The sequence below is a fragment of the Paenibacillus sp. J22P59 genome (assembly GCF_059383895.1).
Genome location: NZ_JBXENX010000002.1, coordinates 419,438 through 435,817, shown reverse-complemented (window position 1 = coordinate 435,817; position 16,380 = coordinate 419,438). Strand labels below are relative to the sequence as shown.

At 43.0% G+C, this 16,380-nt stretch carries 16 protein-coding genes; 12 read left to right on the top strand and 4 right to left on the bottom strand.

Annotated elements, in window-relative coordinates:
• Window positions 1–9 precede the first annotated feature (9 nt).
• The 6 genes from AC50YO_RS05285 (at window position 10) to cls (ending at window position 8,154) form a co-directional block, all read left to right on the top strand.
• Window positions 10–1,545: an alginate O-acetyltransferase AlgX-related protein gene (locus AC50YO_RS05285; RefSeq protein WP_494844047.1), complete on the top strand. Its 1,536-nt coding sequence runs from the start codon at window positions 10–12 to the stop codon at window positions 1,543–1,545.
• Between the two features lie 37 nt (window positions 1,546–1,582).
• Entirely contained in the window at window positions 1,583–3,130 is a 1,548-nt protein-coding gene (locus tag AC50YO_RS05280; RefSeq protein ID WP_494844045.1) for an alginate O-acetyltransferase AlgX-related protein, read from the top strand.
• A 1-nt stretch (window position 3,131) separates the two neighbouring features.
• Window positions 3,132–4,073 (top strand): glycosyltransferase family 2 protein, encoded by a 942-nt coding sequence (locus AC50YO_RS05275; RefSeq protein WP_494844043.1) that lies wholly within the window; start codon window positions 3,132–3,134, stop codon window positions 4,071–4,073.
• A 118-nt stretch (window positions 4,074–4,191) separates the two neighbouring features.
• Entirely contained in the window at window positions 4,192–5,598 is a 1,407-nt protein-coding gene (locus tag AC50YO_RS05270; RefSeq protein WP_494844040.1) for an undecaprenyl-phosphate glucose phosphotransferase, read from the top strand.
• On the top strand, window positions 5,588–6,556 hold the full coding sequence (locus AC50YO_RS05265) for a glycosyltransferase family 2 protein (RefSeq protein ID WP_494844038.1): 969 nt from the start codon (window positions 5,588–5,590) through the stop codon (window positions 6,554–6,556). Before AC50YO_RS05270 ends, AC50YO_RS05265 begins: the two co-directional genes overlap by 11 nt.
• A gap of 167 nt (window positions 6,557–6,723) precedes the next feature.
• Window positions 6,724–8,154 carry a cardiolipin synthase gene (gene cls, locus AC50YO_RS05260; protein WP_494844036.1) on the top strand — a complete coding sequence of 477 codons (1,431 nt, stop codon included), beginning with the start codon at window positions 6,724–6,726 and terminating at the stop codon, window positions 8,152–8,154.
• On the opposite strand, the gene ligD is transcribed toward cls, so the two are convergent.
• The 3 genes from ligD to ku are packed head-to-tail and all read right to left on the bottom strand — an operon-like array spanning window position 8,140 to window position 10,932.
• Window positions 8,140–9,060, bottom strand: coding sequence for a non-homologous end-joining DNA ligase (gene ligD / locus AC50YO_RS05255; protein WP_494844034.1), 921 nt, complete (start codon window positions 9,058–9,060; stop codon window positions 8,140–8,142). The two genes, cls and ligD, sit on opposite strands and share 15 nt — an antisense overlap.
• The gene (locus AC50YO_RS05250) at window positions 9,053–10,021 is read right to left on the bottom strand and encodes an ATP-dependent DNA ligase (protein ID WP_494844032.1); all 969 of its coding nucleotides are present in this window, start codon (window positions 10,019–10,021) and stop codon (window positions 9,053–9,055) included. Before AC50YO_RS05250 ends, ligD begins: the two co-directional genes overlap by 8 nt.
• Window positions 10,022–10,023: 2 nt before the next feature.
• Window positions 10,024–10,932 (bottom strand): non-homologous end joining protein Ku, encoded by a 909-nt coding sequence (gene ku / locus AC50YO_RS05245; protein ID WP_494844029.1) that lies wholly within the window; start codon window positions 10,930–10,932, stop codon window positions 10,024–10,026.
• Between the two features lie 117 nt (window positions 10,933–11,049).
• Here ku and AC50YO_RS05240 point away from each other — a divergent pair, with 117 nt between their 5' ends.
• Window positions 11,050–11,235: a hypothetical protein gene (locus AC50YO_RS05240; protein ID WP_494844026.1), complete on the top strand. Its 186-nt coding sequence runs from the start codon at window positions 11,050–11,052 to the stop codon at window positions 11,233–11,235.
• Window positions 11,236–11,266: 31 nt separating this feature from the next.
• The gene (locus AC50YO_RS05235) at window positions 11,267–11,452 is read left to right on the top strand and encodes an H-type small acid-soluble spore protein (RefSeq protein ID WP_494844022.1); all 186 of its coding nucleotides are present in this window, start codon (window positions 11,267–11,269) and stop codon (window positions 11,450–11,452) included.
• A gap of 97 nt (window positions 11,453–11,549) precedes the next feature.
• On the opposite strand, the gene AC50YO_RS05230 is transcribed toward AC50YO_RS05235, so the two are convergent.
• Entirely contained in the window at window positions 11,550–11,864 is a 315-nt protein-coding gene (locus tag AC50YO_RS05230) for a dehydrogenase (protein ID WP_494844020.1), read from the bottom strand.
• Window positions 11,865–12,027: 163 nt separating this feature from the next.
• Here AC50YO_RS05230 and uptA point away from each other — a divergent pair, with 163 nt between their 5' ends.
• From uptA to AC50YO_RS05210, 4 genes are all read left to right on the top strand, one after another.
• On the top strand, window positions 12,028–12,636 hold the full coding sequence (uptA, locus tag AC50YO_RS05225) for an undecaprenyl phosphate transporter UptA (protein WP_494844156.1): 609 nt from the start codon (window positions 12,028–12,030) through the stop codon (window positions 12,634–12,636).
• 33 nt (window positions 12,637–12,669) lie between these two features.
• Window positions 12,670–13,236 carry a thioredoxin family protein gene (locus AC50YO_RS05220; RefSeq protein ID WP_494844018.1) on the top strand — a complete coding sequence of 189 codons (567 nt, stop codon included), beginning with the start codon at window positions 12,670–12,672 and terminating at the stop codon, window positions 13,234–13,236.
• Between the two features lie 16 nt (window positions 13,237–13,252).
• Window positions 13,253–13,891, top strand: coding sequence for an MBL fold metallo-hydrolase (locus tag AC50YO_RS05215; RefSeq protein WP_494844016.1), 639 nt, complete (start codon window positions 13,253–13,255; stop codon window positions 13,889–13,891).
• Window positions 13,892–14,083: 192 nt separating this feature from the next.
• Window positions 14,084–16,327, top strand: coding sequence for a Tex family protein (locus tag AC50YO_RS05210; RefSeq protein ID WP_494844152.1), 2,244 nt, complete (start codon window positions 14,084–14,086; stop codon window positions 16,325–16,327).
• Window positions 16,328–16,380: the final 53 nt, after the last annotated feature.

Below are 16,380 nucleotides of genomic sequence, written 5' to 3'. Positions count from 1 at the left end.
GAGTTTAAAATGAAAACTAGTAAGATATTTAATGTGATAATGGTTTTTGTTTTTATTTCTGCTATATTTGTACCTCTTATCACTGTTAATAAGACTAGAGGGAAAATATCAGTATCAGAGAATAGAGTTTTGGCTGCTTTTCCCTCTTTAATCACGAGTGATCGTAGTTTAAATGTTCGGTTTATAAAAGAATTTGAATTATGGTTGAATGATAATCTTGGGTTCAGAGATAAGCTTGTGATGAATAATACTATGCTGCAGTATAAGCTTTTCGGAACTTTAGCAAAGAAGGATACAATGATTGGAAAAGATAATTGGCTGTATTATGTGACCCCTGAAATTATTAAGGATTATCAAAATTTAAACTTGCCTTCTAAAAATCAGTTGACGCAATGGGGAGATTCACTTGAAAAAGTAAATGAATATCTCTCTAATAAAGAAATACCCTTTATTACAATGTTGAATCTGGATAAGAAAACTATTTACCCTGAAAACTATCCAGATACTATTTTAAAAGTTGGAGAGGTATCTAGATCAGATATTTTGTCTGAATATCTCATTAATAGAAATCTTGATTTTTTCACACCACAAGAAGCACTTGAAAAGGCCAAATTAACAGAAACAGTATACTCACCAAGAGTTGATAATGCCCATTGGAACAAGTATGGTGCATTTGTAGGATACTTAGAACTCATGAAAAGAGTACAGAAATATTATCCTGAGGTGAATGTATTATCTTTTGATGATTATGACATTACTAAAGATAAAAAAGATATTAAAATATATAATTCAGTGTCTTTTTCTGAAGTTGATTATGTTTTTAATAAGAAAACACCGAATATAGCATTTCAAAGATTTAATGTTTTTGATGACATGGACTTAGTGAATAATAATGTGTCATATGTGTATGAAAATAGAAACAAAAAATTACCAAAGGCGCTCATATTCGGTGATAGTTACTTCTATGGTTTGCTAATTCCAGAGCTCGCTGAGTCATTTTCTGAGCTAGTATATGTGCATTCTGACAACATTGGAAGACTTGAAAATTTAGTTGATTTATTTGATCCGGATATTGTTGTGTTAGAAAGTGTTGAGCGGATGCTTGATAAGACTATGGAAAATCTAATTAATTCAAAAGAAAAATTTATCGATTATAGCATGTATAAAGAATTACCTTTAGAAAGTAGCTCATTAATGTATTTGGACTTTTATAATAATCAATTAGTACAAGAACCTAGAAAAATAGTAGTGGACAAATCAAAAAAAGTAGCGAATTTAAAGGGATGGGCGCTTGATGCTAAAGCTGATAGTTCGGCTGATAGTGTATTTGTTAAAGTAGGAGACAAGTATTACTCTGGAATATATGGTATTCCGAATCATGCTGTTTCTGAGCACTTCAATAATACCTCTCTGATTAATTCCGGATTTGAATTTAATATTAATACTGCTGAACTAATTAGTGAAGAAAAGCTCAGTATAATTATTATATCTAAGGATAAAACTTACCAGTATTCACCTATAGAGTTTGAAATTGAAGTAAGGTGAATCAAGTCATTAGATATTGAGGAGTATTGAAACAATTATGAAATCATTTAAGAAATTCAATGTTTTTATGATTATATTTTTTATATGTACTATGATCATTCCTTTGATATTTATGAATAAATTTCCAGGCGAGATATCTAGTTCAGAAAACAGAGTTCTATCTAATTTCCCTGAATTGATTAATAGCAATAATAAAATAAACCCTCAGTTTACTAAAGATTTTGAGAATTGGCTTAGTGACAATATAGGATTTAGGGATGAATTTGTAGGAGTCAATACTCTGCTTCAGTATCAAATATTTAATAAAACGACAAGAAATGATTTGATTATTGGGAAGGATAATTGGTTGTTTCTCATGTATCCTTATATGTTAAGAGACTACCAAAATCACGATTTGCCAACAGAGGAGAGACTTGAGCAGATCACAGAGAAATTTAAATTGCTGAAAGATTATTTCACAACTAAAGATATTCCATTTGTTACAATGATAAACCCAGACAAAGAAACAATATATGAAGAATACATGCCAAACTCCATTCTGAAGAAGGGGGATATATCAAAAACAGATATAGTAATTGAACATTTAACTCAAAATAATATTGATATTTTTTCCCCAAAAGAGAATCTTCTAACCGCTAAAGAAAACGCAACTGTTTATTCAAAAAACTATGACCTATCCCATTGGAATGATTACGGTGCATTTGTAGGATATTTGGATTTAATGAACAGAGTTAAAAGGTATGTACCTAACATTAAGATTCTTTCATGGAATGATTTTCAAATTGATGCTTATACCAGGAAATCTAAACTCAATGGTACAATTCCATTTGAGGAAACGGATTATAAATTTTCTTACAAAAAAGACTATAATGCAATAAAAGAGAATAGTTCTTTTGAACAATTAAATTTAACTAGTGAAAACCTGGCATTTAGGTACGTAAATAAAGAGAATCCAGATTTGCCAAAAGCACTAATAATGGGTGACAGTTTTATATATATGTTCATGTTGCCAAACCTGGCTGAAAGCTTCTCAGAAATCACTTTTTTTCATTGGAATGACATGGATAAAGTTAAAGATATTGTGGAATTAATTAATCCAGATCTCTTTATTTTTGAGCTGATGGAGCCTGCAGTGGATCAGTTTACAGATACTGTTTCTTACCCGAATGGTTATTTTGAAGGAGATGTTGATATTAAAGTGCTACCCATATTGCAGGATGCAAAAGATGGGTATATGTGGGTAGATTATGTCAATAACAAATCAATTGATACTGCAAATGAAATTATTGTGGATAAATCAATGAAGACAGTAAACATTACTGGCTGGGCAATTGACTCTAACAAAGGTGATGTAGCTAGTGATGTGTTAATTAAAGTAGGAGATAAATATTATTCAGGTACTTATGGAACGAAACATGAAGGTGTTTCTAATTATTTCAATAATATTAATTTAATTAACTCCGGTTTCTCTATTAGTTTAGAAACCACGGAATTAATAGAAGCAGGGAAAATTAGTATTCATGTAATCTCCAAAGATAAATCATATCAATATTCACCAGTAGAATATAAAGTTGAGGTTAAGTGAAATGGCTACAGTAAACGTCTGCATTGTTACTTATAACAGTGCTTCAGATATTGAGACATGTTTAAGTGCTGTACTTCTTCAAACGTTTAATGTCCAAGATATTGTTGTCATTGATAATCATTCATCAGACGGTACGATTGATCTTGTACGCCAATTCCCATCGGATAAGATCAGGTTGAGTATGAATGAAGTTAATAATGGTTTCGCTGGCGGTCAGAATCAAGCTATTAAAGTATCTAATTCTGATTACGTTCTTGTATTAAATCCTGATGTAACGCTGTCCCCTAATTTTCTATCAGAAATCATTTTTTATATGGAAAAAAATAGTTTTGTTGGGAGTTGTTCTGGTAAACTATTACTAGCTTCTGATCCATCTCTGATGGATAGTGCGGGGCTAGGTATGCGAAGAACAAGGCAAGCTTATGATCTGGCCGCCGGAGAACCAGCAGTTAACTGGAATGCGGTGACTGAAGTTTTTGGAGTATCCGGAGCAGCTGCTGTATATCGTACTGCAATGATTCGGGATCTGCAAATAGACGGACAATTTTTCGATGAGCATTATTTCGCCTATAAGGAAGATGTGGACGTAGCCTGGCGTGCAAATAAGCTAGGATGGAAATCGTACTTTATTCCATCGGCCGAAGCACTTCATCATAGAGGATGGAAGCAAGGAGGACGTAAAGACATTCCGTTATTCATTCGAAGGCATTCTTATCAAAACTATTTTTTTAATTTGTTGAAAAACGAATCTATAGGATGGCATTGGATTGTCTTTATTCCAAATCTTATCGTTGTAGAACTAGCGAAGCTTGGCTATATTCTACTGAGAGAGCCAGGATTGCTTGGATGCTGGCCTTTTATTGTGCAGTCTTTACCTGATATGCTTCGCAAACGAAAAGCAATTAAAGCGAAGTCTCAAGCAGTACATACAAAAGTCAAATAAGCTGATCAAATGATGAACGCTTCTTAGACTGGTAACAATTTGGGTTTAATAAGCCCCTAAATTTTGTTACAATGTTAATAGAGTTGAAATTTGAGAGAATGCGGGTGAATTTGACAATATGATTCGACAGAATCAAAAAATATTGACACAGCTATATGTACTCGCAGATCTGGTAACTACTTTAATTGTTTTTCTAGCTGCTTATTGGCTTAAATTTCAAAGTGGTCTGCTTCATCATATAGACTCTGTTCCTTTTTCAACCTATTTGCTTTGGGGAACGATCTATTCTTTCTCAGCTGTTGTCGTAGGTTTATATTTACAGTTTTATTCTCCTAAGCGTCGCAAGAACTATTCTTTTGAAGTACTTAAGATTATACAGATCCAATCTATCAGCTTCCTTGGTCTGTTAAGCTTGCTTTACATAACAGGTGAGACGAATATTTCCCGGGAATTTCTCGCTATTTTTTTCGTTTTGAATATTATGGTTGTCACGATTTATCGTTATATGGTGAAATCCATTCTGTCCTCGTTCCGTCGGAAGGGCTATAATAAGCGATTTGTTCTTATACTAGGCGCGGGTTCAGTAGGCAGAAGCTTTTACAAAAACTTGAAGCGTCATCCCGAGCTGGGATACGAGATTGCAGGTTTTCTTGACGATTATCAAACAGAGCATCTGCCGGACTATCGTCATATGAAGCCGATTATTGGCAGGCTAGATGAATTGTCATCCGTGCTTCAGGAGCAGCCCATTGATGAAGTCATTATTGCGCTTCCTCTTGATGCTCATAAGAAATATGCGGATATTATCGAGATCTGTGAGCAGACAGGAGTGAAGACTCTGATCATTCCGGATTTCTTCGACCTGCTGCCAGCGCGTCCATTCTTCGACAATTTTGCCGGTATTCCACTTATCAATGTACGTGACGTTCCACTGGATGAGCTTAGTAATCGAATGCTGAAGCGGACATTTGATATTGTGTTCTCGCTTGCTGCAATTATTGTAACTTCGCCTATTATGCTAATCGCTTATATCGGCATTAAGGTTACGTCTCCTGGGCCGGTGCTGTTCAAGCAGGAAAGAATGGGGCTTGATCGCAGAACATTCGATATGTATAAATTCCGCTCGATGCGGATTTCATCAGGCAAGGTGTCAGACACGCAATGGACGGTGCAGAACGATCCACGAAGAACCAGATTCGGCAGCCTCTTGCGTCAGACCAGCATTGATGAGCTTCCTCAATTTTTCAATGTGTTGTTTGGTCATATGAGCGTAGTCGGCCCAAGGCCGGAAAGACCCTTTTTCGTGAATCAGTTCAAGGAAGAAATACCGAAATATATGATCAAGCATCAGATCCGTCCAGGCATTACAGGCTGGGCTCAGACTAATGGATTGCGCGGCGACACGTCCATTCATGACCGTATTATTCATGATTTATTTTATATCGAAAATTGGACTTTTCTATTTGATCTCAAAATTATAGTGAAGACGATTGTGAAAGGGTTTGTCAACAAGAATGCCTATTGAGCAAAGAGTGAGCAGCAAGGTTTCCGTTATTATTCCGACGCTGAATGCAGGCGCTCCATTCGCTGAGCTATTGCAGCGGCTGCAAACGCAAAGCTTGAAGCCCCACGAAATCCTTGTTGTCGATTCTACTTCCGAGGATGGTACAGCTGAGGTAGCACATCGGGCAGGCGCACATGTTCTTACGGTACTGCGGAGTGAATTTGATCATGGCGGTACGCGTAATTTTGCAGCATCTCAGGCAACAGGTGACATTCTTGTTTTTATGACACAGGATGCCATGCCCTATGACGATAAATTGCTGGAGGCACTTGTCGAACCATTAATCTTGGATGAGCAAGTCGCCTATGCTTATGCCAGACAGCTCGCTTATCCAGGAGCAGATGCGATTGAAAGAATGGCTCGCGAATATAATTATCCGGCTAATTCAGCTGTTAAGTCGCAGGCGGACATTAAAAGATTAGGAATCAAGACATTTTTCTGCTCTAACGTATGTGCAGCTATTCGTCTTGACTTATTTGAAGAGATGGGCCGTTTTCAGGCTCCTGTTATTTTTAATGAAGATTTGTTTATGTCTGCGACCTGTATATTACGAGGGTATAAAGTAGCTTATGCGGCTCAGGCAGCCGTCTATCATTCCCATTCCTATACGGTTAAGCAACAATTCAAGCGCTACTTTGATAACGGGGTGTCGATGCGAAGGAATGATTGGATCGTGCAATATAGCGCCGTTGGCAAAGCAGGATCTGGCTTGGTGCGAATGCAGCTCAGAGGATTAATAGCGCAGCGCAAGGTTCATCTTATTCCGCGGCTGGTAATTGAATCGGCAGCAAAGCTGGCAGGCTACAAGCTAGGTCTGAATTATTTGCGTCTTCCTGCCGCATGGAGACGACGGTTCAGTATGCATCGCCTCATATGGGCAAACATGGATAAAGAAAGCGGCACTACATTGAAGCAATAATATATTGAGCAACGTCTCTTATACCTTATATGGATAACGGCCTACCTTTTTCACAGATGAAAAGAAGGGGCCGTTTTTTTATTCGGGCGTATAGCTTGAGCTCTTGCTGGGCGACACTAGAAAGATTTCTATTGGGAAGTGGTCCCACTAATTAATGGGGTGCAGGAATGTTTATTTGGCTGGTCATCATTGCTTCATTATTTATTATATACACGCTTCAATTTGCTATCGTGCTGCTAATCGAACATCGACGGCCTGTTAATGTAGCTGCCTGGGTTTTTATAACACTGGTGTTCCCGGTCGTCGGTGTGTTGGCCTGTATACTAATCGGACGCTCAGAGGTGTCGAGGCGGAGAATCCGTTCCTTTGAGCGTGAGCATTTGCAAGCAGCCAAGCGCAATAGCCATTATGTGAAGCAAGCTTCTGATATTGGATTGAATAGGCTTCCTAACCAAGAGCGTTTGTATCACTTGCTGGAGGCTATTCCTGCGAACGTGATTACGCTTCGTAACAAAACAACGGTTCTAACGAATGGTAAAGCTACGTATGAAGCCATTATTCGAGCATGTGAAGCTGCGGAGCATCATATTCATATGGATTATTACACCATTCGCCATGATGGGATTGGCCAGAAGGTACAGGAGCTGTTAATTCGCAAAGCGCTTGCTGGAGTTGAGGTCAGAGTATTGTATGATGGCATTGGCAGTCTTAATCTGGCAAAAGAATACGTGAAGGAGCTGCAGGAGGCAGGAGTGAGAATAAGTTGTTTTCTACCTGCTCGTGTAGCGGTGTATGACAAGCTGCTGAATAATCGTAATCATAGCAAAATCACAGTAGTGGATGGGAAAATAGGATTCGTGGGCGGCATAAATATCGGCGATGAATATTTGGGGAAGGATGAGAAGCTTGGGTTCTGGCGGGACACGCATTTGCAGCTAGAAGGAGATGCGGTTTATTTTTTGCAGGAGCTGTTCATGAAGGACTGGGCTTTTGCAGCAAAAGAGCAATTATCTGCTCCTATCTACATGCCTCCACATTTGCATAGGCAAAGTGAGCCGGTACTCATTGTCTCCAGTGGCCCTGATCGAAGAGGAGAGCCGATTCTGGAAACAGTGTTCGCTGCCATTGCAGTAGCCAACGATAGAATTTGCATCTCCACCCCTTACTTTGTACCTGATGAGAGCTTGCTGATGGCGCTTTGCACGGCTGCGAAAAGCGGTATTGATGTCAGGCTTATCATACCAGGCATCGCGGATACGAAGCTGGTATTATGGGCTACCCTGTCCTATGTAGATCAGCTGCTGGAAGCAGGGGTAAAGGTATATCGCTATCAGAAGGGTTTTATTCATGCAAAGGTGCTCTTGATTGACGAGCTGCTTGCTATCGTTGGAACAGCAAATATGGATATGCGCAGCTTTTACAGCAATTTTGAGCAAAATGCAGTGATGTTCGATCCCTTAATTATCCAACGTCTAGAACAAGATTTCATACAGGATCTGGCGGATAGCATGGAGCTGGATCTTATAAGCTTCAGGAATAGATCCAAGAAGCAGAAGGCCGCGGAGGCTGCCGCCTTCTTGCTGTCACCGCTGCTGTGAAACGATAAATTGAAGGACATGGGATAGATTCTGTGTTTCCACCTTTTCAATTAAATCTCCGGTATGCGAAAGGCGCTCCATAATATTCAAGAGATGAAAGTCAGAAGGGCGATATTGCCGACTATTCACTTCCTCCCACGTAAGCGGTGTAGATACAGGAGCGCCTATTCGGGCGCGAGGAGAATAGGGAGCGGCAATGGTCTTGCCTTGATAATGCTGCAAGTAATCGAAATAGATGAGGTCGCCGCGATTTTTTGTTAATCGTTCGATCGTAAATAAGCGGGGATAAGTCCGGGCCAAGTATTCGCCCACGAACTGACCAAGAATTCTCAGCTCATCGAAGGAATGTATGCGTTGCAGCGGCACAATAATTTGAATCCCAGTTGCACCAGAGGTTTTGGCTATAGATTCGATACGAAGCGATTGCAAAAGCTCTCCTACTAATGAAGCTGCTTCCATGATGCGAGGCTCCTCCTGAAGCGTTGGATCAAGGTCTATGATCCATTCGGAGGGATAATGGGAATGCTCTATTCGTTCGAATGAAGCATGAAATTCCAGACAAGCCAAATTACCAAGCCACAGCAAGGTCGGTACCGAGTCCAGATGCACATAGGCAATGGCATCGACAGCGGCAGTATGAACATAGGCTGGGGTTGGTTCTGGGCAATTTTTCTGGTAAAAGGATTTGCCTTCGAAGCCATTAGGAAATCGAATCGTCGTCAAATAACGATCACGGCTATATTTGAGCAAATAAGGGGCCAGCATAGCAAGCTTCTGAATATAGATTAGCTTCGTGATGCCTTGATCTGGCCATAGAAGCTTATTTGGGTTAGTGATAGCGATTTCTTGCCCATCTACAGATAGCAGGATACGTTTCTTGGATGTCAGCTGTAATTCTTTAATCATTGTCATGGGCACCATCTTTCTTCTGAGATTTTGCCCACCCGAAGGCAACAAGCTTTGGATGGCGAAGCAATCCGGCAGATGTCAGCTCAAGTCCCGTAACCCGACAAGGCAGCGGGGAAGGGAGCCACACGATATCCTCTCGCTTCAGCTCAGAAGGAAGACTTGGGAATGGCATAGGCCAGGAAGGAGGCGAACTGCTGCGAAGCTGTAGAGCATTCTCAAGCGTCTCCCGCATCGCTTCATTGAGCCCAAGCGAGACGCTGCCAATGAAATTCCCTTGATCGGACATAACAAGGCTTGCTGCACGGCCTTCCCTCCGCTTAACCCCAACGATCGTAATATCAAGGACAAGAGCAGTTTTTTTCTTCAGCCAATCCTGATGCTTCTTCCCTTCACGATAAGGACTTGATATCCGTTTGCTCACGATTCCTTCCCATTGATGCTCTTGAACCCAATTCCACAGAGCTTCTCCGTCCGTATAAAGCTCGGTTGTAATTACATCATTTCGTGGGATGGCCAGCAGCTTCTGCTGCAAAATGTGATTCCGTTCTCCAAAAGAAAGCTCACGCAAATCCTGATCTCCATCCTGTAAAATGTCAAATACGACATAGATGAGCCGCTCATTGTTTTTATAGGCATTCGGCTGCTTGCTGCGCTCTCTTTGGAGCACCTTCTGAAAGTTCGGCTTTAGGCCATCCCAATAAATAATTTCTCCATCCAATACGCAAGGACCGAACTGTAAAGCATTATCTGCCAATACTTTTTCGATCTCGGGATAAATGGCATTTTTAAGCAGCATTTTTCGGGAAAATAACTTCACAATGCCGTTTTGCCCAATCATAGCCAAGATGCGTACGCCGTCCCATTTTAATTGATATACCCAATCTGGTCCTTGGGGCAGCTTGGCATTCGAGATAGGAGCCATCGGTTCAGTAGATAACGGAAGAAAAGCTGTCTTCACGATTATGATCCTGTATCTTTCGATGCTGTTTTCTTCGCTCTTGGTTTGCGAAGCTTAGGAACAGAACTGTCACTGGCTTCTTTCGTTTTTCTTTCTTTTACAGGCTTGGTGCCGGCTCCTGTATCAAGAACCACCTTGCCGCTGGGCTTAGCAACCTCAAGGCTGGCTTGCAGAGCTGCCATCAGGTCTATGACGCTTGCTTGCTCCTGCTGAGGGGCAATTCGAATTTCTTCGCCAGCTACCTTTTGGTTAATAAGGGTCAGCATATTGCTTCGGTAATCGTCGGTATATTTGGTCGGCTCGAAGGGGGTAGATAATTGTTCAATGAGCAGCTTCGCCATCATCAGCTCCTTCTCATTGACATTGATTGCATCAGGCAAGCCGGGCACTTGAGTAAGCGATCTTATTTCATCGGGGTAATAGATGGTTTCCATCGCCAAGCAATTATCAAGAACACGAATGGCTGCCAAGCTGCTTTTCGAGCGAATGGATATTTTTGCAATGCCGATTCGGCCCGAATCTGACATCGCTTGGAGCAGCAGATTATAGGCATTGCCGCCTGCTTGATCAGGAGATAAATAATACGTTTTCTGAAAATAAATCGGATCAATTTCCTCTAGAGCAACAAAATCAAGAATTTGAATGGTTCTTGATTTTTCCCCTGCGAGCTGCTCCAGCTCCTCTTTCTCGAACAGGACAAAGTGCCCCTTGTCATATTCATAGCCTTTGACAATATCATCCCATTCCGCTTCTACATCACAATTAGGGCAGCGCCTTACATAGGAGATTGGACTGCCGCAAGGCTTGTGGAGCATGCGAAGCGAGATATCCTTGTCCTCAGTTGCGGAGAACATCTTGACTGGCACATGCACAAGACCGAAGCTGATTGCGCCTTTCCATACGGTATGCATAATATAATCCCTCCTGCTTTAGTCGATGTTATTATTCCCGAATGCATGAGAATCACTCCGAAAGGGTATATTTTGCTAGAGAACACGAACTTTTAGGACATACAGGAGGTAATGGCAATGACAACAGATAACAGCAACCAACCTGAGGGAGCTGCAGATGCATGGAATGAAGGTCGCGATGATTATTTCATGGATATAGACCGTATGGTCAATGAGGGCCTTGGAGGCGGCTATGTATCCCCGCAAAACGGCTTAATTGATGAGACGACAACCGATACTATTGTTCCTGAGCAAAAGGGTTAAGCGTATATCAATCACGTAAAGGCGGGCGAGAATGATGGAAGCAGCACGTGCGAAGCAAATTTATGATTCTGATAAAAAAATCGGAGTGCAGTTGGACGGCGAGGATTCTGTATGGATCGAGCATGTGGACGTGGTCAACAAAATGGCGACGGTTCAAGTAGGCTCGAATCCATTGAATACGCAGACGGTTTCTGTAGAACGGCTGCAGGAAAATTAGTTGATATTGCCGATAAATTGCGAGAGCCGAACGTCATGCCTTATTAATTGGGCATAAGCGTTCGGCTCTTTTTTGCATTCATACATTCATACATGCGCTACATGGCTCCGAATGCATCGCGGAATGCCCGCTGGAGCTGGGCAAGGTCTGTCTCCCATAGCTCTGCTATTTCAATACTGACGTTCTCGTCCCACCAGTCGGACAGAACCTTGCGGTTGTTCTCATTCTCGGAGATCCAAACCAGATTAAGAACAACCTTCTTGAAGTAAATTTTTTCGGCTTGCTCCATTTTTTCTTTGGAGACCCATAGCTTCAAGCGTTTGGCAGTGCGATACAGCTCATTGCTGCATGCCCGGCGAATTTTACGTGCGGTCGGTAGGCTTGCGGCATGCTTCTGGGCGGATGGCCTCATTGGTAACCGACTCCTCTCTATGCCATTAGTATGCGGCAGCAGAGAAGACGGTTCCCTGACGCATATTGATATAGGGCAAGCATATAATCGGATAGAAGCTTGGACAAACAATGAGGTTTCTTTTATGCGTCTTAATGTTTTAATGGGGAGGATGTGCGTAGAGATGGAGTGGATGAGCGATGTTATTCATGCATTATTGGTGTGGATGGAGAGCCTTGGATATATCGGGATTGTAATCGGGCTGTTAATAGAAGTCATCCCAAGTGAAATTGTATTGGGCTACGGCGGCTATTTGGTTTCTAAGGGTGAAATTTCATATATAGGTGCAGTTCTCTTCGGTACTTTAGGGGCAGTGGGCCAAAATTGGATATTGTATGCGATTGGGAGATTCGGCGGTCGTCCGCTCGTAGTGAAATATGGCAAGTATATCAAAATCAAAACCAAGCATGTCGATATTGCAGAGGGCTGGTTCAACCAATATGGAGCGGGAATCGTGTTCACTGCTCGATTCGTTCCAGTCATGCGACAAGTGATTTCCATTCCTGCCGGCATGGCGAAGATGCCGTTTATGCTGTTTACTGTGCTGACTGCGCTGGCTTCACTTCCTTGGTCCATGCTATTTGTTTATTTGGGGATGAAGCTTGGCGATAATTGGGGAAGGATTGAGGAGAGAGCGAGTGACTATGTCCAGCCAGCGATTCTGATCGCGATCGCTTTGCTGATCGTCTATGTACTAGTAAAGTTTGTACGTTCACAAGGGAAATCGGTATAATGGAGTTAATGAATAAAGGAAAGAGGGATAATTATGAGTTCAAGTGTTGCTGATAAGCTGAATAAGGGAATTACACCAGAGCAATTTATTGCAGGCATGCAAAAGAATAAAGAAGCTTTTACGCAGTGGTATGATCATTTCGAATGGCCGAATCAGGAGGACCGCGAATATTTTGAATCCTTGAATAATCGAGATGATTTGCGTGTGCTGATTCTTATGGCGGAGTGGTGCGGCGATGTCGTACGGAATATTCCAGTCGTGTTCCGTGCACTCCAAGTTAGCGGAATCCCCACAGAAGTACTTATTATGGAAGAGCATTTGGATACGATGGATCAATTCCTCACGATGGGTGGACGTTCTGTCCCTATTGTTATTATTACAGATACAGGCGGACATGTTCTCGGTCAATGGGGACCGCGTCCTAAGCATGTACAGGAAGCCATGATTGCCTTCAAACAAGCCAATCCTGATCGTGAAGCGGCAGATTACCAAGAGAACCTCGCTGTTACACGCAAGGACATGATGGAGCGTTATGGTGAAGGAACAGGCTACCAAGCTGTTATTATTAGTGAACTTCGCGACTTATTCGAGTCGTTCTAATCAGATAGGAGTATGAATGATGCGTATTGAAATTTTTCCATTAGGTCCTATTCAGACGAATGCGTACCTGTTGACCGTACAGAATGAAGAGAGCGGGGAAGAGCGTGGCATCGTTATCGATCCGGGCATGAATCCCAAGCGGCTGCTTGATCGGATTGCCAATGTAAAGATTGAAGCCATCCTGTTGACGCATGCACATTTTGATCATATGGGCGGGGTAGAGGAAGTGCGTACAGCGACAGGTGCTCCCGTATATATCCATGATTTGGAGGCCGACTGGCTGACTGATCCCAAGAAGAACGGTTCTCTGCGCTGGGCTGACGTAACGCCTCCTTTGACGACAGGGCCTGCTGAATATGCCCTTGATCAAGGGCAGACGCTGCAGCTTATTGGTCAGACGTTCAAAGTGATGCACACGCCAGGACATTCGCCCGGCAGTGTGAGCTTCTTATGCGGCAATCATTTGTTCTCGGGGGATGTACTGTTCAAGATGTCGGTCGGAAGAACGGATCTTCCAGGCGGCAGAGAACGTGATCTAATGGATTCCATTCAGACGAAGCTCTTTAAGCTAGCGCCTGAAGTGACGGTATATCCAGGTCATGGACCTAAGACGACAATTGGCTTCGAAATGGCAAATAATCCACATACCAGATAACCCAAACCGTTGGCATGGCAGAACACCGTCATGCCAACGGTTTTTTGCATATTCTCGAATTTTAGGTTCCAATAAACATCATAAAAAGGCAATTCTTCCATAGGCATTGTGGAAATCCCTTCAGAAATCTGCGACAATAATAGAAGGTTACAGGGAAAGAATTAAAAGGACGGTGCATAGCGAGTGGCAGGAATAACAGCGAAGCAGACCGATAATGGGTTAGAAGAAGGATCAGTGAAGGTAATAAGAACAGCTGAACAAATAGCTGCAGAGACGGATCGTATTATGAAAGGATTGGCATCTCAGCTGTCGATTCCTTTCACGAAAGTGAAAGCGGCGGTTGCGCTGCTGGATGAGGGGAATACGATTCCATTCATAGCGAGGTACCGGAAGGAAATGACCGGGGAGCTCGATGAGAACGATTTGCGGGCAATTGAGGAACGGCTGCAATATATGAGAAATTTGGAAGACCGCAAGCGCGAGGTCATTAGGCTGATTGATGAGCAAGGCAAGCTGACTGAGGGATTGCGGAGCACAATTAATGAATCTGTGAAGCTGCAAGAAATAGAAGATTTGTATCGTCCTTACCGCCAGAAGCGTAAGACAAGGGCGAGCGTGGCGAAGGAGCGGGGATTAGAATCACTTGCTGAGTGGCTCTGGTCCCAGCCTAAGCATGGAGATCCAATTGCTGAAGCTGCCGCCTATGTCGATGCTGATAAGGGGGTAGCAACGGCTGAGGATGCTCTGCAAGGTGCCAAGGATATTCTTGCGGAGAATATAGCCGATGAAGCTGCTATTCGAGCATGGGTGAGGAAGCATACCTTCGATCAGGCGCTGCTGCGCACAGAAGCGAAGAACGCAGCTGCGGAATCCGTATACGAAATGTATTACAGCTACCAAGAGCCGATTCGCAAGCTGCCTCCGCATCGGGTATTGGCGATTAATCGTGGAGAACGCGAGGATATTCTGCGAGTGGCATTCGACATCCAATCCGAGAGGATACATGATCATATCCAGCGTAAAATATTGCGTAATTATACAGCTGCTGCCGTGCGCGAAGTACTTATTGCCGTCATTGAGGATTCGTACAAAAGACTGATTGCTCCTTCTATTGAACGAGAGGTGCGCGGAGAACTGACGGAAAAGGCAGAAGAGCATGCTATTTCTATCTTCTCGGAGAATCTCCGCAACTTGCTGCTGCAGCCTCCGGTAAGAGGCAATATTGTACTCGGTGTAGACCCTGCTTTCCGGACAGGCTGCAAGCTGGCTGTTATTGATGATACAGGCAAGCTGCTGGAAGTAGCGGTGTCGTATCCGACTCCTCCGAATAATAAAGTAGCAGAGGCGGAAAGGCTGATCAACCGGCTTATTGATCAATATAAAGTCGAATTGATTGTCATTGGCAATGGCACGGCTTCTCGCGAAACCGAGCAATTTATTGCTGATCTTATCGGCAAGCGCAAGGCAGAGGACGGAGCCGAGCTCAAATATATTATTGTCAGCGAAGCGGGTGCAAGCGTATATTCGGCATCGAAGCTTGCGGCCGAGGAATTCCCTGATCTGGATGTAGCGGAGCGAAGCGCGGTATCTATCGCACGGAGGCTGCAGGACCCGTTAGCGGAGCTTGTAAAGATTGAGCCAAAGGCAATTGGAGTCGGCCAATATCAGCATGATGTCAGTCAGAAGCGATTGGACGAGAGCCTTGGCGGGGTCGTAGAATCTGCCGTTAACCATGTCGGTGTAGACGTGAACACAGCCTCAGCTTCGTTGCTGTCGTATGTGGCCGGCATCAATGCCACGATTGCACGCAATATTGTGAAGTATCGCGAGGAGAATGGACGGTTCGCAAAGCGTGGACAGCTGCAAAAGGTGCCTCGTCTGGGTGCAAAATCCTATGAGCAATGCATTGGCTTCCTGCGTATTCCCGAAGCGGTCAATCCACTTGATCGAACGCCGATCCATCCCGAATCTTACGAGGTGGTCGATAAGCTATTCGGAGAGCTGGGACTGAAGCTGAATCAGGTTGGCTCGGAGGAGCTTAAGACGAAGCTGGTAGAGATTCGTGCGGAAGAGCTTGCTCCTGTACTTGGTGTAGGGGTGCCGACGCTTAAAGATATTATGGACAGTCTTCTCCGTCCAGGGCGTGATCCTCGTGAGGAGCTGCCTGCCCCTATTTTTCATACGGATGTGCTTAATTTGGAAGATTTGACTCCGGGCATGGAGCTTCAAGGAACGGTCAGGAATGTTATTGATTTCGGAGCGTTCATTGATATCGGCATTAAAAATGATGGTTTGGTGCATATTTCACAAATGAGCGACAAATTCATCAAGCATCCGATGGATGTTGTATCCGTTGGAGATACCGTTACCGTATGGGTATTGAACGTGGATCTCAAAAAAGGCCGCGTTGGCCTTACGATGCGCAAACAGAACTAGCTGATATGAATTCGAGGGGCTTGCTTTTCACTTGCAAGCCCCTTATCATATAT

Bases quoted from the DNA above. Each gene is read 5' to 3' on its own strand.
- AC50YO_RS05285 (WP_494844047.1), top strand. From the start codon at position 10: ATGAAAACTAGTAAGATATTTAATGTGATAATGGTTTTTGTTTTTATT.
- cls (WP_494844036.1), top strand. From the start codon at position 6,724: ATGTTTATTTGGCTGGTCATCATTGCTTCATTATTTATTATATACACG.
- AC50YO_RS05220 (WP_494844018.1), top strand. From the start codon at position 12,670: ATGAGTTCAAGTGTTGCTGATAAGCTGAATAAGGGAATTACACCAGAG.
- AC50YO_RS05265 (WP_494844038.1), top strand. From the start codon at position 5,588: ATGCCTATTGAGCAAAGAGTGAGCAGCAAGGTTTCCGTTATTATTCCG.
- AC50YO_RS05240 (WP_494844026.1), top strand. From the start codon at position 11,050: ATGACAACAGATAACAGCAACCAACCTGAGGGAGCTGCAGATGCATGG.
- AC50YO_RS05275 (WP_494844043.1), top strand. From the start codon at position 3,132: ATGGCTACAGTAAACGTCTGCATTGTTACTTATAACAGTGCTTCAGAT.
- AC50YO_RS05215 (WP_494844016.1), top strand. From the start codon at position 13,253: ATGATGCGTATTGAAATTTTTCCATTAGGTCCTATTCAGACGAATGCG.
- AC50YO_RS05280 (WP_494844045.1), top strand. From the start codon at position 1,583: ATGAAATCATTTAAGAAATTCAATGTTTTTATGATTATATTTTTTATA.
- uptA (WP_494844156.1), top strand. From the start codon at position 12,028: ATGGAGTGGATGAGCGATGTTATTCATGCATTATTGGTGTGGATGGAG.
- AC50YO_RS05230 (WP_494844020.1), bottom strand. From the start codon at position 11,864: ATGAGGCCATCCGCCCAGAAGCATGCCGCAAGCCTACCGACCGCACGT.
- AC50YO_RS05270 (WP_494844040.1), top strand. From the start codon at position 4,192: ATGATTCGACAGAATCAAAAAATATTGACACAGCTATATGTACTCGCA.
- AC50YO_RS05235 (WP_494844022.1), top strand. From the start codon at position 11,267: ATGATGGAAGCAGCACGTGCGAAGCAAATTTATGATTCTGATAAAAAA.
- ligD (WP_494844034.1), bottom strand. From the start codon at position 9,060: ATGATTAAAGAATTACAGCTGACATCCAAGAAACGTATCCTGCTATCT.
- ku (WP_494844029.1), bottom strand. From the start codon at position 10,932: ATGCATACCGTATGGAAAGGCGCAATCAGCTTCGGTCTTGTGCATGTG.